This is a genomic window from Streptomyces glaucescens (genome assembly GCF_002154375.1).
Taxonomy (GTDB): domain Bacteria; phylum Actinomycetota; class Actinomycetes; order Streptomycetales; family Streptomycetaceae; genus Streptomyces; species Streptomyces glaucescens.
Genome location: NZ_MUND01000037.1, coordinates 1 through 23,329 on the forward strand (window position 1 = coordinate 1; position 23,329 = coordinate 23,329).

A 23,329-nucleotide genomic window follows, 5' to 3' on the forward strand; every position below is an offset into this window, starting at 1 on the left:
GTCGCCCCCGGCGAGGCCGTCGACTTCCACATCACCGTCGACCCGCCCCAGGAGTTCAGCGTCGACGTCTACCGCATCGGCCACTACGCCGGCGACGGCGCCGCCAAGATCACCACCAGTCCGCGCCTGTCCGGCATCGTCCAGTCCGCGCCGCTGGCCGCCGACCGCACGGTCTCCTGCCACCACTGGTGGCTGTCCTGGCGCCTGCAGGTCCCCGCCCACTGGAACGTGGGCGCCTACGTGGCCGTCCTCACCACCGCCGACGGCTACCGCTCCCACGTGCCCTTCACGGTCCGGGACGACCGCCCGGCCGACCTGCTCCTGGTGCTGCCGGACGTCACCTGGCAGGCGTACAACCTCTACCCGGAGGACGGCCGCACCGGCGCGAGCCTCTACCACGCCTGGGACGAGGACGGCCGGCTGCTCGGCGAGCGCGACGCCGCGACCACCGTCTCCTTCGACCGCCCGTACGCGGGCGCCGGTCTCCCGCTGCACGTCGGCCACGCCTACGACGTCATCCGCTGGGCCGAGCGCTACGGCTACGACCTCGCCTACGCCGACGCCCGCGACCTGCATGCCGGCCGGGTCGACCTCACCCGCTACCGGGGCCTGGTCTTCCCCGGCCACGACGAGTACTGGTCGCCCCAGATGCGCCGGGCCGCCGAGCAGGCCCGCGACCACGGCACCTCCCTGGTGTTCCTCTCCTCCAACTCGGTGTACTGGCAGGTGGAGCTGGGACCGTCCCCTTCCGGCAGCCCGGACCGCCTCCTGACCTGCCGTAAGCGCCAGGGCCCCGGCAAACCCGTGCTGTGGCGGGAGATCGACCGGCCCGAGCAGGAGCTGCTCGGCATCCAGTACGCGGGCCGCGTCCCCGAACCCCACCCGCTGATCGTCCGCAACGCCGGCCACTGGCTGTGGGAGGCGACCGGTGCGCAGGAGGGCGACCCGATCGAGAGCCTGGTCGCGGGCGAGGCCGACCGCTATTTCCCGCGCGCCCCGCTCCCCGACCACGACGAGCGCGTCCTGCTCGCCCACTCCCCCTACGCGGACGCGGACGGTGTCACCCGCCACCAGGAGACGTCCCTCTACCGGGCCCCCTCAGGCGCCTGGGTCTTCGCGTCCGGAACCTTCGCCTGGTCCCCGGCACTGGACCGCCCGGGCCACGTCGACCCGCGTATCCAGCGCGCCACCGCCAACCTCCTGGACCGCATCTGCAAACGTGACTGACCCACTGTCCTGGATCCCGTCGGCGTACGGGAGAATCGAGCCATTGGACAGAACCACGGGGAGGAACCGTGTCCGGATTCGTCGAAAAGCCCGAGCCGATCCAGGTTCCGGGTCTGGTGCATCTGCACACCGGCAAGGTGCGCGACCTGTACCAGAACGAGGCGGGCGACCTCGTGATGGTCGCCAGCGACCGTATGTCGGCCTACGACTGGGTGCTGCCGACCGAGATCCCCGACAAGGGCCGGGTCCTCACCCAGCTCTCCCTGTGGTGGTTCGACCAGCTCGCCGACCTGGTCCCCAACCACGTGCTGAGCACCGAGCTGCCCGCCGGCGCCCCCGCCGACTGGGCGGGCCGCACCCTGGTCTGCAAGTCGCTGCGGATGGTCCCGGTGGAGTGCGTGGCCCGCGGCTACCTCACCGGCTCCGGCCTGGCCGAGTACAACGAGTCCCGCACGGTCTGCGGCCTCGCCCTCCCCGAAGGCCTCACCGACGGCTCCGAGCTGCCCGGCCCGATCTTCACCCCGGCCACCAAGGCCGCGGTCGGCGAGCACGACGAGAACGTCTCCTACGAGGAGGTCGCCCGCCAGGTCGGCGTCGAGACCGCCGCCCAGCTGCGCCAGGCCACCCTCGCCGTGTACTCGCGGGCCCGGAACATCGCCCGCGACCGGGGGATCATCCTGGCGGACACCAAGTTCGAGTTCGGCTTCGAGGGCGACACCCTCGTCCTCGCCGACGAGGTGCTGACCCCGGACTCCTCCCGCTTCTGGCCGGCCGACCAGTGGCAGCCGGGCCGCGCCCAGCCGTCGTACGACAAGCAGTTCGTCCGGGACTGGCTGACGTCCGCCGAGTCCGGCTGGGACCGCAGGAGCGAGCAGCCGCCGCCCCCGCTGCCGCAGCACGTCGTGGAGGCGACGCGGGCGAAGTACGTGGAGGCCTACGAGCGTCTGACGGGCGGCACCTGGAGCTGACACGCCGAAGGCCCCGGTCGATGACCGGGGCCTTGGGTGACTGGAGCGGACGACGAGGCTCGAACTCGCGACCTCAACCTTGGCAAGGTTGCGCTCTACCAACTGAGCTACGTCCGCGTTGCGCCGTGGCGCGAGAGCAACTATACCCAACCTCGCTCGCGCGCGAGACGCACCGCCGCATGACGATTCTCGACGCCCAGCTTCGACACGGCCGAGGACAGGTAGTTCCGCACGGTCCCCTGGGACAGCGCGGCCCGCTCGGCGATCTCCGCGACCGGTGCCCCGTCGGCCGCCAGCTCCAGCACCTCGGCCTCCCGCGCGGTCAGCGGCGAGTCCCCGGCGGAGATCGCGTCCGCGGCCAATTCCGGGTCGACGTATCGGTTTCCGGCGTGCACGGTGCGGATGATCTCGGCGAGCCGCTGGGCGCTCACCGTCTTGGGGACGAAGCCCCGTACCCCGGCCGCGAGTGCCCGCTTCAGATGCCCCGGCCGGCCGTGGCTGGTCACGATCAGCACCCGGCAGCCCGGCAGCTCCGTCCGCAGCGATGTGGCGACTTTCACACCGTCCGCGCCCGGCATCTGGAGATCGAGCACCGCCACGTCGGGCGCGTGGGCCCGTGCCATCGCCAGTGCCTCCGGCCCGCTCGCCGCCTCCGCGACGACGAGGAGATCGTCCTCCAGGGAGAGCAGTGCGGCGAGCGCGCCCCGGATGAGGTGCTCGTCGTCCGCGAGCAGCACCCGCACACTCACGCGGCGGCCCCCCGCTCCGCGGCCACGGGCTCCGCGCCGGCCGGGGCGTCCTCGGCCAGGGACTCCCGGGCCGCCGGCTCACCGGCCAACGGCACCCTCGCCACCACCCGGAACGTGCCCTTTCCGGCCGGTCCGGCCTCCAGCGTGCCGTCGACCGCCCGCAGCCGCTCCCGAAGCCCGGCGAGGCCGCTGCCGCCGCTGCCCGCGACGGCGGTCCCCGCCCCGTCGTTCTCCACCATCAGCACCACAGTTCCCTCGGACATCTCCAGTCCCACCGAACACCGCGCGGCGTCCCCGTGCCGCAGCACGTTCGTGGTCGCCTCCCGCACCACCCAGCCGAGCGCCGACTGCACCTCGGCGGGCAGTCCGGCCGCGTCCCCGGTGACCTCGCACTCGATCCCGGCGGCCTTCAGGACGCCCTGCGCGCCCAGGAGTTCTACGCCGAGATCGGCCTCCCGGTAACCCCGTACGACGTCCCGCACCTCCCGCTGCGACTCCACCGCGATCCGCTGCACCTCCAGCATCTGCTCCACGGCTTCCTCGCGCCCCCGCCGGGCGAGCTGCACCGCCAGTTCGCTCTTCAGGGCGACGACCGCGAGGTTGCGGCCGATGACGTCGTGCAGGTCGCGCCCGAACCGCAGCCGCTCCTCGGCGACGGCGAGCCGGGCCCGGGTCTCGCGGGCCTCGTCGAGTTCGTAGACGGCGTTGAGCAGCCAGACGGAGAACACCGAGGTCATGGCGAAGAAGCCGGTGCCGAACAGGGCCGCCAGCGCCGCCACCAGCGCGGCCGTGCCCGCCCCCAGCGCCAGGGCGAGCAGGCCGACGCCCGCCGAGAAGCCGAGCACGAGTCCGAGCACCCGGCGCCTGCCGCGGACGCCGAGCGAGATCATGCCGACGCCGAAGAAGAGCAGACCGGCGGTCACCGTGCCCAGCGCGGTCGCCGTGTCCTCACCGCCGAGGTCCTGGTCGGCGAGCCAGAGCACGAGGCCCGCGAACAGCGCGCTGGTCGCCCCGTACGCCGACATCAGCGGCAGCGGCTGTGCCCGCCGACCGCGCGTCCAGTCCAGCGCCCGGCTGGCCACCACCGCGCCGAACGCCGCGTGCACGCACGTCAGCAGGCACAGCCAGAGCGCGTACGGCAGCGGCACCTGGCCGAGGGCCGGGAGGCCGAACACCGTCACCTCGGCCGCGGCGAAGGAGTGGAACGACCACCGCGTGTACGTCTCGACCTTCGCCGGCGTGCTCTTGCGCCGCCACCACTTCCCCGGCCCGGACACGTGACCGCCACCCCCATCCGTCAGCGCCGCGGCTCCCAGCGGAACCACCGCCGTACAGCAAACACCGCGATCACGGTCCAGGCCAGCGCGGTGGCTACGGCGCCCAGGGCGTCGTAGCCGGACAGGTCCCCGGTCCAGCCGCCCCGCACCAGGGTGATCACCGGGGTCAGCGGCAGCAGTTCGCAGAAGGACGCCAGCCGGTCGGGCAGCATCTCCAGCGGGACGGTGATGCCCGAGCCCAGCATGGAGAGGAACATGAGCGGCAGCCCGGTCACCTGCGCGCTCTCCGCGGTCCGGGTGAACGCGGCCGTGACGGCGGCGAGCGCCCCGCACATCACCAGCCCCAACAACAGGCCCAGCAGGACGAGATGGGGCGCCGAGGGAGCCCCCAGGTCCAGCAGCGCCATGCACCCGGCGGCGAGCAGCACACTCTGCGTGAACCCGATCCCGGTGGCCGGCAGCGCCGCCCCGATCAGGATCTCCCGGTCCCGCAGCTCCCCGGTGCGCAGCCGCTTGAGGACCAGTTCCTCGCGGCGGGTGACGTAGGCGGTGGTGAGGGCGGCGTAGACCGCGAAGAGGAGGGAGAAGCCGACGGCGGCGGGCAGGAGGAGGGTGCCGACGGACAGCCCGGCCTCCTTCAGGTCCGCCTCGTCGACCGCGGACCGCACGCTGAACGGCAGGAACAGCGGCACGATCACCGCGGCCACGATGGTGGCCCGGCTGCGCCCCAGCAGGATCAGCTCGGTCCGCGCCAGCGCGCCCATCCGTCCCGCGACAGTCGTCGTGCTCATGCTCCGACCTCTTCCTTGCGTGCCGCGAGGGCCGAGGCCCGCCCGGCGATCCCCAGAAACGCCTCCTCCAGCGAGGCCGGCCGCACGTCCAGCCGCCGCAGCTCGACCCCGGCGTCCCGGGCCCACACCAGCAGTCCGGTGGCGGCCCGCTGCAACTCGTGCGTCCGCAGGCGTACGGCCCTGCCGTCCACCTCGTGTCCGACGACGCCCAGTTCGCCGAGCGCGGGCAGGTCGCCGAGGAAGTAGCCGTCGGGCAGTTCGAAGGAGATCCGGGACGGCTGGGCGGAGGTCACCTCGTCCGGGGTGCCGCCGGCCGCGATGCGTCCCTCGTGCAGGATGGCCAGCCGGTCGGCCAGTTCCTCGGCCTCCTCGAGGTAGTGCGTGGTCAGCAGCACCGTCGTACCGCCGTCGCGCAGCGCGCGCACCAGGTCCCAGGTCTCGCGTCGTCCTTCGGCGTCCAGACCGGTCGTCGGCTCGTCCAGGAACAGCACCTCGGGGCCGCCGAGCAGGGCCAGCGCCAGGTCCAGCCGCCGCCGCTCACCGCCGGACAGCTGCTTGACCCGCACCCCGGCCCGCTTGCCGAGCCCGACGGTCTCCAGCGCCTCCCCGACGGGCCGCGCCCCGCTGGTGCATCCGGCCCACATGCGCACGGTCTCGGCGACGGTCAGCTCCGCCGGGAATCCGCCTTCCTGGAGCATCACCCCGGTGCGGGGCCGTACGGTGTCCCGCTCCTCGTAGGGGTCGTGTCCGAGCACCCGGACCCGGCCCTCGCTCGGCGGGGCGAGCCCCTCCAGCAGTTCGACCGTGGATGTCTTGCCGGCGCCGTTGGTGCCGAGCAGCGCGAAGACCTCGCCGCGGGCCACGCTGAACGTGATGCCGCGCACCGCTTCGAACCCGCCCCCGTAGACACGTTTGAGGTCGGTGACCTCGATCACGTGCTCGTGTCCGTCTCTGTTCATGACATCAGCGTCGCGGTCGTGGAGGCCGTCCGGCAGTGCGCCGTGTCATGCGCGAGCATGACAAATGTCAGGGCCACCGGATGGGCCGGGCACACGCCGAAGGCCCCGGTCGGTGACCGGGGCCTTGGTGACTGGAGCGGACGACGAGGCTCGAACTCGCGACCTCAACCTTGGCAAGGTTGCGCTCTACCAACTGAGCTACGTCCGCGTTGCTCCCGACCAGCTTTCACTGACCGGTGCGAGCACCAGCCTACCTGATCCACAGCAGTGGTCCGTACGGTGGTGGTGCAGAGCGGGTGACAGGAATTGCACACTGCGCCTTCCCCCTGGAAGGGGGATGTTCTGCTACTGAACTACACCCGCATGTCCGTGAGCCGGGCCTTTCGGCCTCGCCCCTCGGCGTGCTCCAGACTCTAGCTGATCAGCGGGGGTGCTGCGCAAGTCGGTTGGCGCGAGGGGCGGCTGAGCGGGCATCGGCCCGGCCGGCGGGAGCCGCGGGGCGGCCGCGGCGACGGCTCACTGCGCGGCGGCGAACGCCTCGTAGACCTTCTTCGGGATCCGGCCCCGCGCGGGCACCTCCATCTTGTTGGCCTGCGCCCAGGCGCGGACCGCCGCCGGGTCGGGGGCGACCTCGGTCTGCTTGTAGGCCTTGCCGGACCTCGACCGCTTGCGGCCGGCCTCCACGTAGGGCGCGAGCGCCTTACGCAGTTTCCTGGCATTGGCTTCATTCAGGTCGATCTCGTACGACTTGCCGTCGAGCCCGAAGGCGATCGTTTCCGCCGCTTCCGAGCCGTCGATGTCGTCAAAGAGGGTGACCACGACCTTTTGCGCCACGAATATCGGTCCCTTCGTGCGGCACCTCAATGCAGCTCATCTGCGATGACGTGCCGAGTATCGGCTATTGCCAATTCATTTGTACAGTGCCCGGCAAAGCAATGTGAAGCCCGACTAAATCTCTCCGCGTGTCCCCGGCGCAATAGCTATCGCGGGGCCTCCCGGGATCTTTCCCTGAACTTTTCGTGAAGAGGCCGCTCCGATGCCGGATCGTGACGCCGGTTCCGTAGGTTCCTACAACTCTACTCGCGTAGAAATTTTGTGCGGGTAGTCTGAAGGGACCTGCTCAGCACCACACACCGGGAGTGCCAGTGGCACGCGTCGTAGTCGACGTCATGCTCAAGCCCGAGATCCTCGACCCCCAGGGCCAGGCGGTGCAGCGCGCACTGCCGCGGCTGGGTTTCGACGGGATCTCGGACGTCCGCCAGGGAAAGCGTTTCGAACTGGAAGTCGACGGGCCGGTCGACGAAGCCGCGCTCGCCCGCATCCACGATCTTGCGGAATCCTTCCTCGCCAACACCGTGATCGAGGACTTCACCGTCCGCGTCGAGGAAGTCGCGGAGGCCGTGAAGTGACCGCTCGTATTGGCGTCGTCACTTTCCCGGGCTCCCTCGACGACCGGGACAGCCGGCGTGCGATCCGCCTCGCGGGCGCGGAACCCGTCGCCCTCTGGCACAAGGACAAGGACCTCAAGCAGGTCGACGCCGTGGTGCTGTGCGGCGGTTTCTCCTACGGCGACTATCTGCGGGTCGGCGCCATCGCCCGCTTCTCGCCGGTGATGGACACGATCATCGACCAGGCGAAGGCCGGACTGCCGGTCCTCGGCATCTGCAACGGCTTCCAGATCCTCACCGAGGCCCACCTGCTCCCCGGCGCGATGCTCGGCAACGACCACCTGCACTTCATCTGCCGTGACCAGAAGCTGCGGGTGGAGAACGCGGACACCGCCTGGACGACCGACTACACGGCCGGCCAGGAGATCCACATCCCGCTGAAGAACATGGACGGGCGGTACGTCGCCGACGACTACACGCTCGACGAGCTGGAGGCCGAGGGCCGGGTCGCGTTCCGCTACGTGGACTTCAACCCCAACGGTTCGCTCCGCGACATCGCCGGCATCACCAACGAGGCGGGCAACGTCGTCGGCCTGATGCCGCACCCGGAGCACGCCGTGGAGCCGCTGATCGGCACCGGCCGCACCGACGGCCTCCCCTTCTTCACCTCGATCCTCAAGAAGCTGGTCAACGCATGAGCCGGACGCCTCTGGACACGGTCGAGCACGCGGCCGCGACCCCCGACGTCGAGCTGCCCTGGGCCGAACTCGGCCTGAAGAAGGACGAGTACGAGCGCGTGGTCGAGATCCTCGGCCGCCGCCCCACCGGCGCCGAGCTGGCCATGTACTCGGTCATGTGGTCCGAGCACTGCTCGTACAAGTCCTCCAAGGTCCACCTCCGCCAGTTCGGCGAGAAGGCCCCAGAGAACGACGCCCTGCTCGTCGGCATCGGCGAGAACGCCGGTGTGGTCGACGTCGGCCAGGGTTACGCGGTCACCTTCAAGGTCGAGTCGCACAACCACCCGTCGTACGTCGAGCCCTACCAGGGCGCGGCCACCGGCGTCGGCGGCATCGTCCGCGACATCATCGCGATGGGCGCCCGCCCGGTCGCCGTCGTGGACCCCCTGCGCTTCGGCGCCGCCGACCACCCCGACACCAAGCGCGTCCTCCCGGGCGTCGTCGCGGGCATCGGCGGCTACGGCAACTGCCTGGGTCTGCCCAACATCGGCGGCGAGGTCGTCTTCGACGCCGTCTACCAGGGCAACCCGCTGGTCAACGCCGGCTGCATCGGTGTGATGCGGCACGAGGACATCCACCTCGCCAAGGCGTCCGGCGCGGGCAACAAGGTCATCCTGTACGGCGCCCGGACCGGCGGCGACGGCATCGGCGGCGCGTCGATCCTCGCCTCGGAGACCTTCGACGACGCCAAGCCGTCGAAGCGCCCCGCGGTGCAGGTCGGCGACCCGTTCCAGGAGAAGCTGCTCATCGAGTGCACCCTGGAGGCCTTCCAGGAGAAGCTGGTCGTCGGCATCCAGGACCTGGGCGCGGCGGGCCTGTCCTGCGCCACCAGCGAGCTGGCGTCCAACGGCTCCGGCGGCATGCGCGTGACCCTGGACGACGTCCCCCTGCGCGACTCCACCCTCTCGCCCGAGGAAATCCTCATGAGCGAGTCGCAGGAGCGCATGTGCGCGGTCGTCGAGCCGGAGAAGGTCGACCGCTTCCTGGAGATCTGCGAGAAGTGGGACGTCATCGCCACCGTCATCGGTGAGGTGACCGACGGCGACCGCCTGGAGATCTTCTGGCACGGCGAGAAGATCGTCGACGTCGACCCGCGCACGGTCGCCCACGAGGGCCCGACCTACGAGCGCCCGTACGCCCGCCCGGCCTGGCAGGACGAACTCCAGGCGGACGACGCGAACAAGCTGCCGCGCCCGCGGACGGCGGACGAGCTGAAGGACCAGGTCCTGCAGCTGGTCGCCTCCCCCAACCAGGCCTCGAAGAAGTGGATCACGTCCCAGTACGACCACTTCGTGCAGGGCAACACCGTCCTCGCCCAGCCCGAGGACTCCGGCATGATCCGCATCGACGAGGAGACCGGCCTCGGCGTCGCCATCGCGACGGACGGCAACGGCCGGTACGCCAAGCTCGACCCGTACACGGGCGCGCAGCTGGCGCTGGCCGAGGCCTACCGCAACGTGGCCACGACCGGCGCCAAGCCCCTCGCCGTGTCGGACTGCCTGAACTTCGGCTCGCCCGAGGACCCGGCCGTGATGTGGCAGTTCGCGGAGGCCGTGCGCGGCCTGGCGGACGCCTGCCAGCAGCTCGGCACCCCGGTGACCGGCGGCAACGTCTCGCTCTACAACCAGACGGGCGAGGCGGCCATCCACCCGACGCCGGTCGTCGCGGTCCTCGGCGTCATCGACGACGTCGCCCGCCGCACCCCGGTCGCCTTCCGGGAGGAGGGCCAGCTGATCTACCTCCTCGGCGACACCCGCGAGGAGTTCGGCGGCTCGGCCTGGTCCCAGGTCGTCCACGACCACCTCGGCGGCCTGCCCCCGCAGGTGGACCTGGAGCGCGAGCGCCTGCTCGCCGAGATCCTGATCTCCGCCTCCCGCGACGGCATGATCGACTCCGCGCACGACCTGTCCGACGGCGGTCTGATCCAGGCGGTCGTCGAGTCGGCGCTGCTCGGCGGCAAGGGTGCCCGCCTGGTCGTCCCCGACGGCCTGGACGCCTTCACCCTCCTCTTCTCCGAGTCCGCGGGCCGCGCGATCGTCGCCGTCCCGCGCTCCGAGGAACTCCGCTTCACCGACATGTGCGGCGCCCGGGGCCTCCCGGCCACCCGCATCGGTGTCGTCGACGGCGACACGGTGGAGATCCAGGGCGAGTTCAGCCTCTCGCTGGAGGAGCTGCGCACGGCCCACGAGAGCACCATCCCGGCGCTCCTCGCCTGACCGGCGGTCCGCACGGCCCCGTCCCGGCTCCTGGAGCCGGGACGGGGCCGCACGCTCATGTCCCGGCATAGGCTCGCCCCATGCCGGCCAAGAAGCGCACTCGCAGCCATGACCCCGTCAAGATCCGTGCCGCGGTGTCCGCCCAGTTCGGGCAGGTCCGCCGGGCGGTGAGCACCCTGACGCCCGAACAGCTCGAGCTGCCGACGCGACTGGGCGACTGGACCGTACGGGAGCTGGCCGCCCACATCACCATGACCGTCGTCGCGGTCGGCCGCGCCCTGGAGCGCGCCGAGCCGGAGAAGGCGGACCTGGCGCTGCTCGACTACCCGTCCGCGACCGCCCCGTTCGCCGAGGCCATCGCCGACGGCACCCGGCGGCTCGCCGCGGCCCACCCCGACCTCGACGCGCTGTACGCCCGCACCGAGGACGAGCTGACCGGGCACCTCGCCGCCGCCCCCGAGTCCCGCCTCCTCGACATCCGGGCCGGTGCCATGACCCTCACGGACTTCCTGGTCACGCGCACCGTGGAACTCGTCGTCCACACCGACGACCTGAACGCCGCCGTGCCCGGCCTGGAGATCCCGTACGACCGCCAGGCCCTCGCCGCCTGTACGCGGCTGCTGGCGGACGCGCTGGCCGCGAAGGCGCCCGGCGGGTCGACGGAGGTGCGGATCCCGCCGTACGCCGTCGTGCAGTGCGTGGAAGGGCCCCGGCACACCCGGGGCACCCCGCCGAACGTGGTCGAGACCGACCCGCTGACCTGGATCCGGCTGGCGACCGGGCGGATGAACTGGACCGAGGCCCTGGAGCGGGCGAAGGTCAGCGCGAGCGGCGAGCGGGCCGATCTGCGGGCGCTGCTGCCGATCCTGTCGTAGCCCGGACCCGGGCCGGGCACCGGCCGCACGTGGGCCGGACGCGACCGGGGTGGAACCGATCACCCCGGTCGCCCCGTCGAAGCGGCATGTACAGGCAGACGCACCGCATCACCCTCACCGCAGCCGTCCTCGCCCTGCTGCCCCTCGCGGCGGCCTGCGGCACCGAGAAGGCCGGCACACAGCCCGCCGGAGCCGACGTCGGCGGCGTCACCGGCGTGCACTGGGCCGTGGACGGCGTCACCGTCGACGGCACCGCGCACGACGCCCCGGCCGGCGCGTACGTCACGATCGACGACAGCGGCAGGACGCAGGGCAACTACGGCTGCAACCACTTCAGCGCCCGGGCCTCCTTCGACGGCGACCGGATCCGGCTCGGCGACGCCTCGGTGACCGAGATGGGCTGCGAGGAGAAGCCGATGAAGTTCGAGGAGACCCTGGCCCGCACCCTCGCCGACGGCCCGCTCAGGACCCGGGTCAGCGGCGACCGGCTGACCCTGACCACGGACGGAGGCGACAGCGTGCGGCTCAGCAAGGCCCAGGACGCGTCCCTGCTCGGCACCCGCTGGAACGTCACGGCACTCGGCGCGAACGGTGTCGCCCAGTCCCTCCCACAGGGCGCGCGGGCGCACCTCACCTTCGAGGAGGACGGCAGGGTCACCGGCCGTCTCGGCTGCAACAAGGTGAACTCCACCGCGACCGTACGCGACGGCAATATCACCCTCGGCACGCCGTCCACCACCCGAATGATGTGCGACGCCTCACTCATGGGCATCGAAAAGCGGCTCCTGCGGATGTTCGACGGCACCGTCCAGTACCGCCTCGATCACCGCACCCTCACTCTGACCAGCGAAAACGGCGAGAGTGTGACCGCGGTCGCGGCGGAGTGATCCATGGCGGCGGCGCTGATCAGGCATTCCCCAATTCGGACCAGTGGTCGACCTCGCCTACACTCGGAGGCGTGCCACGTGGTGACGGACGACTCAACCACGACCTGCTCCCCGGCGAGAAAGGCCCCCAGGACGCGTGTGGCGTCTTCGGTGTCTGGGCTCCGGGTGAAGAGGTCGCCAAGCTCACGTACTTCGGGCTCTACGCCCTCCAGCATCGGGGTCAGGAATCCGCGGGAATCGCGGTCAGCAACGGCTCCCAGATCCTCGTCTTCAAGGACATGGGCCTGGTTTCCCAGGTCTTCGACGAGACCTCTCTCGGTTCGCTCCAGGGTCACATCGCGGTCGGTCACGCCCGCTACTCGACCACCGGGGCCTCTGTCTGGGAGAACGCCCAGCCGACGTTCCGCGCCACCGCGCACGGTTCCATCGCGCTCGGTCACAACGGCAACCTGGTCAACACGGCGCAGCTCGCCGAGATGGTCGCCGAGCTGCCCAAGGAGAACGGCCGGTCCACCCGTGTAGCGGCGACCAACGACACCGACCTGCTCACCGCGCTGCTCGCGGCGCAGGTCGACGAGGACGGCAAGCCGCTGACCATCGAGGAAGCCGCCCACACGGTCCTGCCGAAGGTCCGTGGCGCTTTCTCCCTCGTCTTCATGGACGAGCACACCCTGTACGCCGCCCGCGACCCGCAGGGCATCCGCCCGCTGGTCCTCGGGCGCCTGGAGCGCGGCTGGGTGGTGGCCTCGGAGAGTGCCGCCCTCGACATCTGCGGCGCGAGCTATGTGCGGGAGATCGAGCCGGGCGAGTTCATCGCCATCGACGAGAACGGCCTGCGCACCTCGCGATTCGCGGAAGCGAAGCCCAAGGGCTGTGTCTTCGAGTACGTGTACCTGGCCCGCCCGGACACCGACATCGCCGGCCGGAACGTGTACCTCTCCCGCGTGGAGATGGGCCGCCGCCTGGCCAAGGAGGCCCCGGTCGAGGCCGACCTGGTGATAGCGACCCCGGAGTCCGGCACCCCGGCCGCCATCGGCTACGCGGAGGCCTCCGGCATCCCGTTCGGCGCCGGCCTGGTCAAGAACGCGTACGTCGGACGTACGTTCATCCAGCCCTCGCAGACCATCCGCCAGCTGGGCATCCGCCTGAAGCTGAACCCGCTGAAGGAAGTCATCAAGGGCAAGCGCCTGGTCGTCGTCGACGACTCGATCGTGCGCGGCAACACCCAGCGGGCCCTGGTCCGGATGCTGCGCGAGGCGGGCGCCGCCGAGGTCCACATCCGGATCTCCTCGCCGCCGGTGAAGTGGCCCTGCTTCTTCGGCATCGACTTCGCCACCCGCGCGGAGCTGATCGCCAACGGCATGACGATCGACGAGATCGGCACCAGCCTGGGCGCCGACTCCCTCGCCTACATCTCCATCGACGGCATGATCGAGGCGACCACGATCGCCAAGCCGAACCTGTGCCGCGCCTGCTTCGACGGCGAGTACCCGATGGAGCTTCCCGACCCCGAGCTGCTGGGCAAGCAGCTGCTGGAGACCGAGCTCGCCGCCGGTCCCGCCGCCACGGCCGCCGCCGACGCCATCCGTCGCCCGTAGCCGTCCGCGTTACCTGCCGTACGACACGAAAGTTCTCATAGCCATGTCTGAGACAACTGGTGCCAGCTACGCAGCCGCGGGCGTCGACATCGAAGCGGGCGACCGCGCCGTCGAGCTGATGAAGGAGTGGGTGAGGAAGACCCAGCGCCCCGAGGTCCTCGGCGGCCTCGGCGGTTTCGCCGGCCTCTTCGACGCCTCCGCCCTCAAGCGCTACGAGCGCCCGCTGCTCGCCTCCGCCACCGACGGCGTGGGCACGAAGGTCGACATCGCCCGGCAGCTGGGCGTGTACGACACGATCGGCCACGACCTGGTCGCGATGGTCATGGACGACATCGTCGTCTGCGGTGCCGAGCCGCTGTTCATGACCGACTACATCTGCGTCGGCAAGGTCCACCCCGAGCGGGTGGCCGCCATCGTCAAGGGCATCGCGGAAGGCTGTGTGCTGGCCGGCTGCGCCCTGGTGGGCGGCGAGACGGCCGAGCACCCGGGCCTGCTGGGCGAGGACGACTTCGACGTCGCCGGCGCCGGTACGGGCGTCGTGGAGGCCGACCGGCTGCTCGGCGCGGATCGTATCCGTACGGGTGACGCGGTGATCGCCATGGCGGCCTCCGGTCTTCACTCGAACGGGTACTCGCTCGTCCGCCACGTGCTGCTGAACCAGGCCGGGCTGTCCCTGGACGCGCGGATCGACGAGCTGGGCCGCACCCTCGGCGAGGAGCTGCTGGAGCCCACGAAGATCTACTCGCTGGACTGCCTGGCGCTGACCCGCACCACCGAGGTGCACGCGTTCAGCCACATCACGGGCGGCGGCCTGGCCGCCAACCTGGCCCGGGTCATCCCGGACGGGCTGCACGCAGTCGTCGACCGGTCCACCTGGACCCCGGCGCCGATCTTCGACCTGGTCGGCAAGACCGGTCAGGTCGAGGGGCTGGAGCTGGAGAAGACCCTCAACATGGGCGTGGGCATGATCGCCATCGTCCCCGAGGAGTCCACCGACGTGGCCCTGGCGACGCTGGCCGACCGCGGCGTCGACGCCTGGATCGCCGGCGAGATCACCGACCGCGGTGACCACGAGACGGGCGCCGCCCTGATCGGTGACTACGCGAGCTGAGCCCCTGCGGGCAGCACAGAACCCGGCCGGTGACCGAGGTCACCGACCGGGTTGCTGCTCAGTGCAAGGTCAAGCGCCGCGACGGTGGTGCGAGGAATCGTCGTCCTCGTCCTCGTCGTCCCCGTAGAGGTCGGCGTACTTTGCGTACAGGTCGTCGTCGTGCTCATCGTCCTCGAAGCGGTCACCGTTCGGTGACTGGTTCGATGTCGATGCGCCCAGCTCCTCGGCCAGGCGTGTGAGGTCAGTCCCACCGCTGTTGTACTTCAGCTGGCGGGCGACCTTCGTCTGCTTGGCCTTGGCCCGGCCGCGCCCCATGGCTCGACCCCCTCAACGACGGGGCTCGACGGCCCCAGAGTCTTGACACGCGTTCATGGTCCAGAACGGACTCTCCATGGAGAGGCCGGTCCGTAGGGCTTCCACGGTACCTGAGCCCGCGCCCATACGGTACGTCGCCCGTATGACGTGCCCGCGCCCAGGACCTTCGAGGCGCCCCGTCCTCGCTGGTCAGTGGCGATTTTAACCACTTATTGGCGGACGACCCGCCGGTGGAAGTGAGAGTTCTCTCTAACTGCCCACCGGCAGGTACCGCTCAAACCCGCGCCACGACCCCGCGGGGCACCCTTCGGAACGTCACCACCCGCGTGCCGCGGCGGCCTCGGCCATCCGCTGCTCGGCGATCCGGTCGGCCGCGGCGGCCGGCGGAATCCCATCCGTCTTCGCACGTGCGAATATGGCGAGAGTGGTGTCGTAGATCTTCGCCGCCTTCGCCTTGCACCGCTCGAAGTCGAAGCCGTGCAGTTCGTCGGCGACCTGGATGACACCGCCGGCGTTGACCACGTAGTCCGGCGCGTAGAGGATCCCGTGGTCGGCGAGGTCCTTCTCCACACCCGGGTGGGCGAGCTGATTGTTGGCCGCGCCGCACACCACGCGGGCGGTCAGCACGGGCACGGTGTCGTCGTTCAGCGCGCCGCCGAGCGCGCAGGGCGCGTAGATGTCCAGGCCCTCGACCCGGATCAGCGCCTCGGTGTCGGCGACCGCGGTCACGCCCTCGGGGTGCCGGTCGAGAATCCGCCGCACGGCGTCCTCGCGGACGTCGGTGATCACGACCTCGGCACCTTCGTCGCGCAGGTGCTCGACCAGATGGTGGCCGACCTTGCCGACGCCCGCGACACCGACCTTGCGGCCGCGCAGCGTGGGGTCGCCCCACAGGTGCTGGGCGCTGGCCCGCATGCCCTGGTACACGCCGAAGGCGGTGAGCACGGAGGAGTCGCCCGCGCCGCCGTTCTCGGGGGACCGGCCGGTCGTCCAGCGGCACTCGCGTGCCACGACGTCCATGTCGGCGACGTACGTGCCGACGTCACAGGCGGTGACGTAGCGGCCACCCAGGGAGGCGACGAAACGGCCGTAGGCGAGCAGAAGCTGCTCGGTCTTGATCGTCTCGGGGTCACCGATGATCACTGCCTTGCCACCGCCGTGGTCCAGCCCGGCCATGGCGTTCTTGTACGACATCCCGCGCGCGAGGTTCAGCGCGTCGGCGACGGCCTCTTCCTCGGTCGCGTACGGGTAGAAGCGGGTACCGCCGAGGGCGGGGCCCAGTGCGGTGGAGTGGATGGCGATGACGGCCTTGAGGCCGCTGGCGCGGTCCTGACAGAGCACTACTTGCTCATGACCCCCCTGGTCCGACTGGAACAGGGTGTGCAGGACGCCGTCGGTTACGTCGGTCACGGTGGTGACTCCTGAGGTGAAGAACGGCGGGCGGGACCAGCATCCCGTAAGGGTGGCGGGCGCTGTGAGCATGAGAGTAGAGCCTGGGAGCGCCGCCGGACGGACAGTGTTCAGGATCACCCCCCCACGGAGTACCGGCGTGCGACGATTTGCATAGTTTTCCCGCGGCCATGCCGTCGGGTTCCCCGAGTTTCCCCGGCATCCGGCGGGGGAGGGAGCAGGCGTGCCCAAGGTGTCCTCGGTGATCGTCCCGTACGCGGCCTACCTGCGGGTGTACGAACCGCTGGCCGCCTTCGCGCAGCCCGAGCGCGGCCACTGGGAGCGCTACGCCCGCCGCCCGGACCGCCCCTCGTACCAGGACGAACTCCGTCGCTCGCTCGCCGACCTGCTGCCCACCCCGCCCGTCGTGGTCCCGGTGCACGAGAGCGGCGACGCGTTCGTGCTGGAGAGCGGCGGGGTGGTGCACGTCTGCCCGTGGCGCACCCGCCTGCGCGGCTGGCAGGCCCTGGGCGGTCTCGCCGAGGAGCTGCCGGCGCCGGTCCTGGACGCCGTGCTGCCCCCGGTCCTGCGTCACCAGGCCACCCAGGACTACGAGCGCTGGCTCGCCGAGAACCCCGACGCCCGCCCCTGGATCCGCACCGCGACCTGGCAGGTGCCGCTCAACTGGTTCGTGCTGGTGGCCGACGAGGAGCGGGAGTACGCCAAGGGCTCCGCAGGCGCGTCGCAGGACACCGCTCCGGTGCTGCGCTACCGCACGCCCATGGTGCAGGCCCGCCGCCGGGTGGCCCGGGCCCTGCGGACCCTCAGGGACGCCATGGACGAGGGACCGCTCATCGACGGCCTGGTGGACGTGGGGCGTTGGCTGGAGGAGTTCCACCCGCGCTCGCTGGTCGAGCTGGACTACGGCGGGCTGGTGCACGCCCTGCCGGCCGGCGACCTGGAGGACGACCACTCGGCGGCCGATGTGGCCGCGGGCATCGAGGCGTTGCGCGACGGCGACGGAGCGGCAGCGGGCGAGGCGTACGGCCGGCTGGTGGAGCGGTGGCGCGCGGTGCGGGACCGGCGGTCGGCGAACTGAACCGCTGTGCCGGCTTCACCTGCACGAGTGACGTGGCTCACGTGGCGCCGTCTTACGAACCGTCAGCACAGGACCTGGGTCCCGATCCAGGCGTATGTGGCGACGGTGTGTCAAGGGTGACGGACCGCACGTAGCACCACCCTTGCGTCCCTTGCCCCTCCTCGTGCCAAAATAGGACAAGGAGTCCGGGGAGGAGTCTGTCCGCCCCGTTGTGCTCCACTGTGGGTGGAATCTCAGCATTGCACGCTTTGGGGGGTCTGGTGACTCCTGATCGCCCTGTGACTGATCGTCACAGTGGCGTGACTGTCCGCTATGGCATGGTCCATCGGCTTCCGTCGGTGATGAACACCTGGGAGGGCAATTCCATCGGTTTGGCCGACGCGGCTGGACAGATGGTGTAGTTGTAGTGCCGAGGACAAGCCGTTCGTCCTATAACCGACTCGACTCGCGTCCGCCATTTCGGGCAACGCGGGTCAAGGTGCAGAATTTAGAGGAAAGAACCGAGAAGGTTCGGTTCTCCCGAGGAGGCCGCTCATGACCGCTCGCACCCCTGATGCCGAGCCGCTGCTGACCCCGGCTGAGGTCGCCACCATGTTCCGCGTGGACCCGAAGGCGGTCACGCGGTGGGCGAAGGCCGGCAAGCTCACGTCGATCCGTACGCTCGGCGGGCACCGCCGTTACCGCGAGGCCGAGGTCCGCGCTCTGCTCGCGGGCATCCCGCAGCAGCGCAGCGAGGCCTGAACAACTGCATAACAGGGCAATCCGGCAGGTCCCCCAACCCGCCGGGCAGCCCGAAACCCTAGCTCCACACGACGCGGGTCCTGCCCCAACAGGCCCCTCGCCCACACTCTTGAGATGCCACCAGGGTGCGTCGTCGATCGCGCTGGACTCCGCCGGGTCCAGCGCGATCTTTTTTGTGCGCGGACCCGGGGCGCCCGGCGGTGCTGTGCGCGGGCTTGTCGGAGTCTGGGGAGGGGTGTCGGAACAGCCGTGCGGCGCCCCTCGGCGGCAGTGCAATTGCACATATTAAATTGACCAGTTGTAGGACCGGGGTAAGTACCGCGGTTTCAAAAACTCATGCGGTGACACCCGTCACACCTCAGCCTACTTGTTGCCGTCGGCGTCCGTGCGCTAGTGGAGGCGGAGGTTCCAGCGCCCGCTGGCCGCAAGGGTGTTGGGGCCGCCGAGGGTCGTTCCCCCGAGGGCCGGGCGGGAGGGCGTCACGCCGGGGAGCGGCTCTCACCCTCGGTCCGCTCGGCGGGCTCGTCCTGTCCGGCCGGCGCCTGCATGGCGAGCCGCAGCAGCTGATGGCAGACCGGACAGTGCCGGGTCAGATGGCGATAGGACGACGCGGCCGACAGATGGGCACGGAGCAGCGCCCGCGTTTCGTGCCTCACCGATGCCGCCATACGCCACCTCCGGGGCCGTACGGGAAACGCTGCCCTGACTCCTGGGGTACCGACCGAATGTGACGCCGTCAAGGGCGCGAGCGCCGTCAGGAGGGCCGTATACGACCGGGAGGCGGATTTGGGACGTCGGCCGCGCCGAGAGGGGCCTGAGGGGCCGTCAGGGGCGTCCGTGCCGCGCGCTCCGACGGGCAACGCGAAGAGGGCCCGCTCCCTCTCGGGGGCGGGCCCTCTTCGCGTCGATGCGGTCCTGACGGGATTTGAACCCGCGGCCTCCACCTTGACAGGGTGGCGAGCACTCCAAACTGCTCCACAGGACCAGGTTTCGCCGCGCTGTTCGTGCGTTGCGCTGCGAGAAGAGACTCTACAGGAGCCTGGCCCCCCTGGTCGAACTCACCCTGTGTGCCGGTGTGATCACGGAGCCGCCGCGTCGATCGCCTTCACGATCCGCTTGTCGGAGACGGGGTACGCCGTGCCCAGCGCGTGGGCGAAGTAGCTGACCCGCAGCTCCTCGATCATCCAGCGGATGTCCAGGACCGACGACGGGACCGGCCGGCCCTGGGGCATCTGCTCCAGGAGCCAGGCGTACTCGTCCTGCATCTCGTGGACCTTCTCCATGCGGGTGGTGTCCCGCTGGACGTTCGCCGGCATCTGCTGGAGGCGCCGGTCGGCGGCGACCAGATAGCGCATCAGGTCCGGCAGCCGCCGCAGCCCGGTCTCCGTCACGAAGCCCGGCTTCACCAGCGCGTCCAGCTGCCTCCGCACGTCCTGGAGGTTCGGCAGCAGCGCGGGGCTGCGTACGGCCTTCAGGCGGCGTTCGCAGGCCTGCCACGCGGCCAGCACCTGCTGCACCTGGGCGACCGTGCGCACCGTCGTGTCGACGATCTCCGCGCGGACCTTGTCGTGCAGCTTCCGGTGCGACTCCTCGTCCCACGCGGGCCCGCCGAAGTCCGCGATCAGCTTGTCCGCCGCCGCCATCGCGCAGTCGTCGAACAGCGCCTGGATGGAGCCGTGCGGATTCGCCGAGAGGGCGAGCTTCTGGGCGTTCGTCAGCTTCTCGGAGGCGAACTTCGCCGGGTTCACCGGGATGTTGCGGAGGATGAGGCGGCGGGTGCCCTTCCACATGGCCTCCGCCTGCTCGGCCTCCGTGTCGAAGAGGCGGACCGAGACCGTGTCGCCGTCGTCGATCAGCGCCGGGTACGCCTTGACCGGCTGGCCGGCCCGGCGGGTCTCGAAGACGCGGGTGAGGGTGCCGATCGTCCAGTCGGTCAGGCCCTTGCGCTCCAGGGACTCCCCGCCCTGCCGCACGGCGGTCGCCGCCGCGGCCTGGGAGAGGGCCTTGCGCGCCTTCGGCTTCAGCTGGAGCCTGAGCGCCTCCAGGTCCTTGTCCTCGGCCAGCTTGCGGCGCCGCTCGTCGACGATCCGGAACGTGACGCGGAGGTGGTCGGGCACCTTCGCCCAGTCGAAGTCGTCCGCTTCGAAGGGGACTCCGACCATGCGCTTCAGCTCGCGGGCCATCGTCACGGTCAGCGGTTCCTGGAGGGGGACCGCCCTCTCCAGGAACGCCTTGGCGTAGTTCGGCGCGGGCACGTAGTTGCGGCGGATCGGCTTGGGCAGGGAGCGGATCAGCTCCGTGACCAGTTCCTCCCGCAGGCCCGGGATCTGCCAGTCGAAGCCCTCGTCGGTGACCTGGTTGAGCACCTGGAGCGGGATGTGCACGGTCACGCCGTCCGCGTCCGCGCCCGGCTCGAACTGGTAGGTGACGCGGAACTTCAGCTGTCCCTGCCGCCAGGTGTCGGGGTAGTCGGCCTTGGTGACCGCCTCCGCCGACTCCCGGATCAGCATCTCCCGTTCGAAGTCCAGGAAGTCGGGCTGCTCGTGCCGCTTGTGCTTCCACCAGGAGTCGAAGTGCGCGCCGGAGACCACGTGTTCGGGAACCCGCTGGTCGTAGAAGTCGAACAGCGTCTCGTCGTCGACGACGATGTCCCGGCGCCGGGCGCGGTGCTCCAGCTCCTCGACCTCGCTGAGCAGCCTGCGGTTGTCCGCGAAGAACTTGTGGTGGGTGCGCCAGTCGCCCTCGACCAGGGCGTTGCGGATGAACAGCTCGCGGCTGGCCTCCGGGTCGATCCGGCCGTAGTTCACCTTCCGCTGGGCGACGATCGGGACGCCGTACAGCGTGACCTTCTCGTACGCCATCACCGCCGCCTGGTCCTTCTCCCAGTGCGGCTCGGAGTAGGTGCGCTTGATGAGGTGGCCGGCGAGCGGTTCGACCCACTCGGGTTCGATCTTCGCGTTGACGCGGGCCCAGAGGCGGGAGGTCTCCACCAGCTCCGCGGACATCACGAAGCGGGGCTGCTTCTTGAACAGCACCGAGCCGGGGAAGATCGCGAACTTGGCGTTCCGCGCGCCCAGGTACTCGTTCTTGTTGCCGTCCTTCACGTCCTTCATCCCGATGTGGGAGAGGAGGCCGGCGAGGAGGGAGACGTGAACGCGGTCCGCGGGCGCGTCGTCCTCGTTGAGGTGGATGCCCATCTGCTTGGCGACCGTGCGCAGCTGGGTGTAGATGTCCTGCCATTCGCGGATGCGCAGGAAGTTCAGGTACTCCTGCTTGCACATCCGGCGGAACGACGACGATCCGCGTTCCTTCTGCTGCTCGCGGATGTACCGCCACAGGTTGAGATACGCGAGGAAGTCGCTGGTCTCGTCCTTGAAGCGGGCGTGCTGCTGGTCGGCCTGGGTCTGCTTGTCGGCCGGACGCTCGCGCGGGTCCTGGATGGACAGCGCCGCCGCGATGACCATGACCTCGCGGGCACAGCCGTTGCGGTCCGCCTCCAGGACCATGCGGGCCAGGCGCGGGTCGACGGGCAGCTGGGCCAGCTTGCGGCCCAGCTCGGTGAGCCGCTTGCGCGGGTCCTTCTGCGCCGGGTCGAGCGCGCCCAGCTCCTGCAGCAGCTGCACGCCGTCGCGGATGTTGCGGTGGTCCGGCGGGTCGATGAAGGGGAACTTCTCGATGTCGCCGAGACCGGCCGCGGTCATCTGGAGGATGACGGAGGCCAGGTTGGTGCGCAGGATCTCCGCGTCGGTGAACTCCGGGCGGGCGAGGAAGTCCTCCTCGCTGTACAGCCGGATGCAGATGCCGTCGGACGTACGGCCGCAGCGGCCCTTGCGCTGGTTGGCGCTGGCCTGCGAGACCGGCTCGATGGGCAGCCGCTGGACCTTGGTGCGGTGGCTGTAGCGGGAGATCCGGGCGAAGCCGGGGTCGATGACGTACTTGATGCCCGGGACGGTCAGGGACGTCTCGGCCACGTTGGTGGCCAGGACGATCCGGCGACCCGTGTGCGGCTGGAAGACGCGGTGCTGCTCGGCGTGCGACAGCCGCGCGTACAGCGGCAGGATCTCCGTGAACCGGTACTGCTTCTTCGTCAGCGCGTCCGCCGTGTCGCGGATCTCCCGCTCGCCGGAGAGGAAGACGAGGATGTCGCCCTTGCCCTCGGCCATCAGCTCCTCGACCGCGTCCGTGATCGCGGTGATCTGGTCGCGGTCGGCGTCCTCGGAGTCCTCCTCCAGCAGCGGGCGGTAGCGCACCTCCACCGGGTAGGTCCGGCCGCTGACCTCGATGATCGGCGCGTCGCCGAAGTGCCGGGAGAAACGCTCCGGGTCGATGGTCGCGGAGGTGATGACGACCTTGAGGTCGGGGCGCTTCGGCAGCAGCTGCGCCAGATACCCGAGCAGGAAGTCGATGTTGAGGGACCGCTCGTGCGCCTCGTCGATGATGATCGTGTCGTAGGCGCGCAGCTCGCGGTCGGTCTGGATCTCCGCCAGCAGGATGCCGTCCGTCATCAGCTTGATGAACGTGGCGTCCGGGTTCACCTGGTCGGTGAAGCGCACCTTCCAGCCCACGGCCTCGCCGAGCGGCGTGTCCAGCTCCTCGGCGACCCGCTCGGCGACCGTGCGGGCGGCGATCCGGCGGGGCTGGGTGTGCCCGATCATGCCGCGCACGCCGCGGCCCAGCTCCAGGCAGATCTTCGGGATCTGCGTCGTCTTGCCGGAGCCGGTCTCACCGGCCACGATCACGACCTGGTGATCGCGGATGGCCGCCGCGATCTCGTCCTTCTTCTGGCTGACCGGCAGCTGCTCGGGGTACCTGATCGCGGGCACGCGGGAGCGGCGGCCGGCCATCCGTTCCTCGGCCTTGGCGACCTCCGCCTCGATCTCGGCGAGGACGGCGGCCCGGGCCTCCGGCTTGCGGATCTTGCGTGCGCCTTCGAGCCTGCGCCCGAGCCGGTGCGCGTCGCGCAGGGACAGCTCGGTCAGGCGGGGGGCGAGAGCGCCGAGGG

The 23,329-nt window shown here is 70.5% G+C and carries 20 protein-coding genes and 4 tRNA genes; 11 read left to right on the forward strand and 13 right to left on the reverse strand.

The window, feature by feature from the left end; translation table 11 throughout:
• Both CCN42_RS02835 and CCN42_RS02840 read left to right on the forward strand, forming a co-directional pair.
• On the forward strand, positions 1–1,227 hold a 1,227-nt coding region (locus CCN42_RS02835), incomplete at its 5' end, for a N,N-dimethylformamidase beta subunit family domain-containing protein (RefSeq protein ID WP_086732923.1).
• Between the two features lie 68 nt (positions 1,228–1,295).
• Positions 1,296–2,195 carry a phosphoribosylaminoimidazolesuccinocarboxamide synthase gene (locus tag CCN42_RS02840; RefSeq protein WP_086170014.1) on the forward strand — a complete coding sequence of 300 codons (900 nt, stop codon included), beginning with the start codon at positions 1,296–1,298 and terminating at the stop codon, positions 2,193–2,195.
• A 41-nt stretch (positions 2,196–2,236) separates the two neighbouring features.
• On the opposite strand, the gene CCN42_RS02845 is transcribed toward CCN42_RS02840, so the two are convergent.
• The 8 genes from CCN42_RS02845 to CCN42_RS02880 all read right to left on the reverse strand — a co-directional run bounded on the left by CCN42_RS02845 (position 2,237) and on the right by CCN42_RS02880 (position 6,805).
• Positions 2,237–2,312: transfer RNA gene (locus CCN42_RS02845), tRNA-Gly, on the reverse strand.
• A 23-nt stretch (positions 2,313–2,335) separates the two neighbouring features.
• Positions 2,336–2,944, reverse strand: a complete 609-nt coding sequence (locus tag CCN42_RS02850; RefSeq protein ID WP_086170015.1) for a response regulator transcription factor — start codon at positions 2,942–2,944, stop codon at positions 2,336–2,338.
• Positions 2,941–4,221, reverse strand: a complete 1,281-nt coding sequence (locus CCN42_RS02855; protein ID WP_086732911.1) for a histidine kinase — start codon at positions 4,219–4,221, stop codon at positions 2,941–2,943. The genes CCN42_RS02850 and CCN42_RS02855 overlap by 4 nt, the downstream gene beginning before the upstream one ends.
• Before the next feature lie 20 nt (positions 4,222–4,241).
• A complete protein-coding gene (locus tag CCN42_RS02860) occupies positions 4,242–5,012 on the reverse strand; it encodes an ABC transporter permease (protein ID WP_086732912.1) in 771 nt (256 codons plus the stop codon).
• Entirely contained in the window at positions 5,009–5,971 is a 963-nt protein-coding gene (locus CCN42_RS02865; RefSeq protein WP_086732913.1) for an ABC transporter ATP-binding protein, read from the reverse strand. The genes CCN42_RS02860 and CCN42_RS02865 overlap by 4 nt, the downstream gene beginning before the upstream one ends.
• Before the next feature lie 132 nt (positions 5,972–6,103).
• Positions 6,104–6,179 (reverse strand) — tRNA-Gly (locus CCN42_RS02870).
• 83 nt (positions 6,180–6,262) lie between these two features.
• Positions 6,263–6,334: transfer RNA gene (locus CCN42_RS02875), tRNA-Gly, on the reverse strand.
• A gap of 153 nt (positions 6,335–6,487) precedes the next feature.
• Complete coding sequence (locus CCN42_RS02880) at positions 6,488–6,805, reverse strand: histone-like nucleoid-structuring protein Lsr2 (RefSeq protein WP_086170019.1); 318 nt, start codon at positions 6,803–6,805, stop codon at positions 6,488–6,490.
• Between the two features lie 311 nt (positions 6,806–7,116).
• Between CCN42_RS02880 and purS the strand changes: the two genes are divergently transcribed.
• From purS to purM, 7 genes are all read left to right on the forward strand, one after another.
• The gene (gene purS / locus CCN42_RS02885) at positions 7,117–7,380 is read left to right on the forward strand and encodes a phosphoribosylformylglycinamidine synthase subunit PurS (RefSeq protein ID WP_030251612.1); all 264 of its coding nucleotides are present in this window, start codon (positions 7,117–7,119) and stop codon (positions 7,378–7,380) included.
• Entirely contained in the window at positions 7,377–8,057 is a 681-nt protein-coding gene (gene purQ, locus CCN42_RS02890; protein ID WP_086732914.1) for a phosphoribosylformylglycinamidine synthase subunit PurQ, read from the forward strand. Before purS ends, purQ begins: the two co-directional genes overlap by 4 nt.
• A complete protein-coding gene (gene purL, locus CCN42_RS02895) occupies positions 8,054–10,312 on the forward strand; it encodes a phosphoribosylformylglycinamidine synthase subunit PurL (RefSeq protein ID WP_086732915.1) in 2,259 nt (752 codons plus the stop codon). The genes purQ and purL overlap by 4 nt, the downstream gene beginning before the upstream one ends.
• Before the next feature lie 80 nt (positions 10,313–10,392).
• Entirely contained in the window at positions 10,393–11,187 is a 795-nt protein-coding gene (locus CCN42_RS02900) for a maleylpyruvate isomerase family mycothiol-dependent enzyme (RefSeq protein ID WP_086732916.1), read from the forward strand.
• Positions 11,188–11,273: 86 nt separating this feature from the next.
• On the forward strand, positions 11,274–12,074 hold the full coding sequence (locus tag CCN42_RS02905; RefSeq protein ID WP_086732917.1) for an META domain-containing protein: 801 nt from the start codon (positions 11,274–11,276) through the stop codon (positions 12,072–12,074).
• A gap of 71 nt (positions 12,075–12,145) precedes the next feature.
• Positions 12,146–13,672 (forward strand): amidophosphoribosyltransferase, encoded by a 1,527-nt coding sequence (purF, locus tag CCN42_RS02910; protein WP_086170024.1) that lies wholly within the window; start codon positions 12,146–12,148, stop codon positions 13,670–13,672.
• Positions 13,673–13,715: 43 nt separating this feature from the next.
• Positions 13,716–14,783 (forward strand): phosphoribosylformylglycinamidine cyclo-ligase, encoded by a 1,068-nt coding sequence (gene purM / locus CCN42_RS02915; protein ID WP_086732918.1) that lies wholly within the window; start codon positions 13,716–13,718, stop codon positions 14,781–14,783.
• A 69-nt stretch (positions 14,784–14,852) separates the two neighbouring features.
• On the opposite strand, the gene CCN42_RS02920 is transcribed toward purM, so the two are convergent.
• A complete protein-coding gene (locus CCN42_RS02920; protein WP_043502168.1) occupies positions 14,853–15,098 on the reverse strand; it encodes a DUF3073 domain-containing protein in 246 nt (81 codons plus the stop codon).
• Between the two features lie 315 nt (positions 15,099–15,413).
• Positions 15,414–16,508: a Leu/Phe/Val dehydrogenase gene (locus tag CCN42_RS02925; RefSeq protein ID WP_086732919.1), complete on the reverse strand. Its 1,095-nt coding sequence runs from the start codon at positions 16,506–16,508 to the stop codon at positions 15,414–15,416.
• A gap of 223 nt (positions 16,509–16,731) precedes the next feature.
• On the opposite strand from CCN42_RS02925, the gene CCN42_RS02930 reads away from it, so the two are divergent.
• Complete coding sequence (locus tag CCN42_RS02930; protein WP_086732920.1) at positions 16,732–17,586, forward strand: DUF8083 family protein; 855 nt, start codon at positions 16,732–16,734, stop codon at positions 17,584–17,586.
• A 534-nt stretch (positions 17,587–18,120) separates the two neighbouring features.
• Positions 18,121–18,327, forward strand: coding sequence for a developmental transcriptional regulator BldC (gene bldC, locus CCN42_RS02935; protein ID WP_086732921.1), 207 nt, complete (start codon positions 18,121–18,123; stop codon positions 18,325–18,327).
• Between the two features lie 479 nt (positions 18,328–18,806).
• Here bldC and CCN42_RS02940 read toward each other — a convergent pair whose 3' ends face one another.
• From CCN42_RS02940 to hrpA, 3 genes are all read right to left on the reverse strand, one after another.
• Positions 18,807–18,995 (reverse strand): DUF6274 family protein, encoded by a 189-nt coding sequence (locus CCN42_RS02940; protein WP_086170028.1) that lies wholly within the window; start codon positions 18,993–18,995, stop codon positions 18,807–18,809.
• Positions 18,996–19,237: 242 nt separating this feature from the next.
• A tRNA-Asp gene (locus CCN42_RS02945) sits at positions 19,238–19,312 on the reverse strand.
• A 94-nt stretch (positions 19,313–19,406) separates the two neighbouring features.
• Positions 19,407–23,329: ATP-dependent RNA helicase HrpA (gene hrpA, locus CCN42_RS02950; protein WP_086732922.1), on the reverse strand; the 3,923-nt coding region annotated here is incomplete at its 5' end.

Bases quoted from the DNA above. Each gene is read 5' to 3' on its own strand.
- CCN42_RS02860 (WP_086732912.1), bottom strand. From the start codon at position 5,012: ATGAGCACGACGACTGTCGCGGGACGGATGGGCGCGCTGGCGCGGACC.
- CCN42_RS02865 (WP_086732913.1), bottom strand. From the start codon at position 5,971: ATGAACAGAGACGGACACGAGCACGTGATCGAGGTCACCGACCTCAAA.
- purL (WP_086732915.1), top strand. From the start codon at position 8,054: ATGAGCCGGACGCCTCTGGACACGGTCGAGCACGCGGCCGCGACCCCC.
- CCN42_RS02900 (WP_086732916.1), top strand. From the start codon at position 10,393: ATGCCGGCCAAGAAGCGCACTCGCAGCCATGACCCCGTCAAGATCCGT.
- CCN42_RS02905 (WP_086732917.1), top strand. From the start codon at position 11,274: ATGTACAGGCAGACGCACCGCATCACCCTCACCGCAGCCGTCCTCGCC.
- purM (WP_086732918.1), top strand. From the start codon at position 13,716: ATGTCTGAGACAACTGGTGCCAGCTACGCAGCCGCGGGCGTCGACATC.
- CCN42_RS02920 (WP_043502168.1), bottom strand. From the start codon at position 15,098: ATGGGGCGCGGCCGGGCCAAGGCCAAGCAGACGAAGGTCGCCCGCCAG.
- bldC (WP_086732921.1), top strand. From the start codon at position 18,121: ATGACCGCTCGCACCCCTGATGCCGAGCCGCTGCTGACCCCGGCTGAG.
- CCN42_RS02940 (WP_086170028.1), bottom strand. From the start codon at position 18,995: ATGGCGGCATCGGTGAGGCACGAAACGCGGGCGCTGCTCCGTGCCCAT.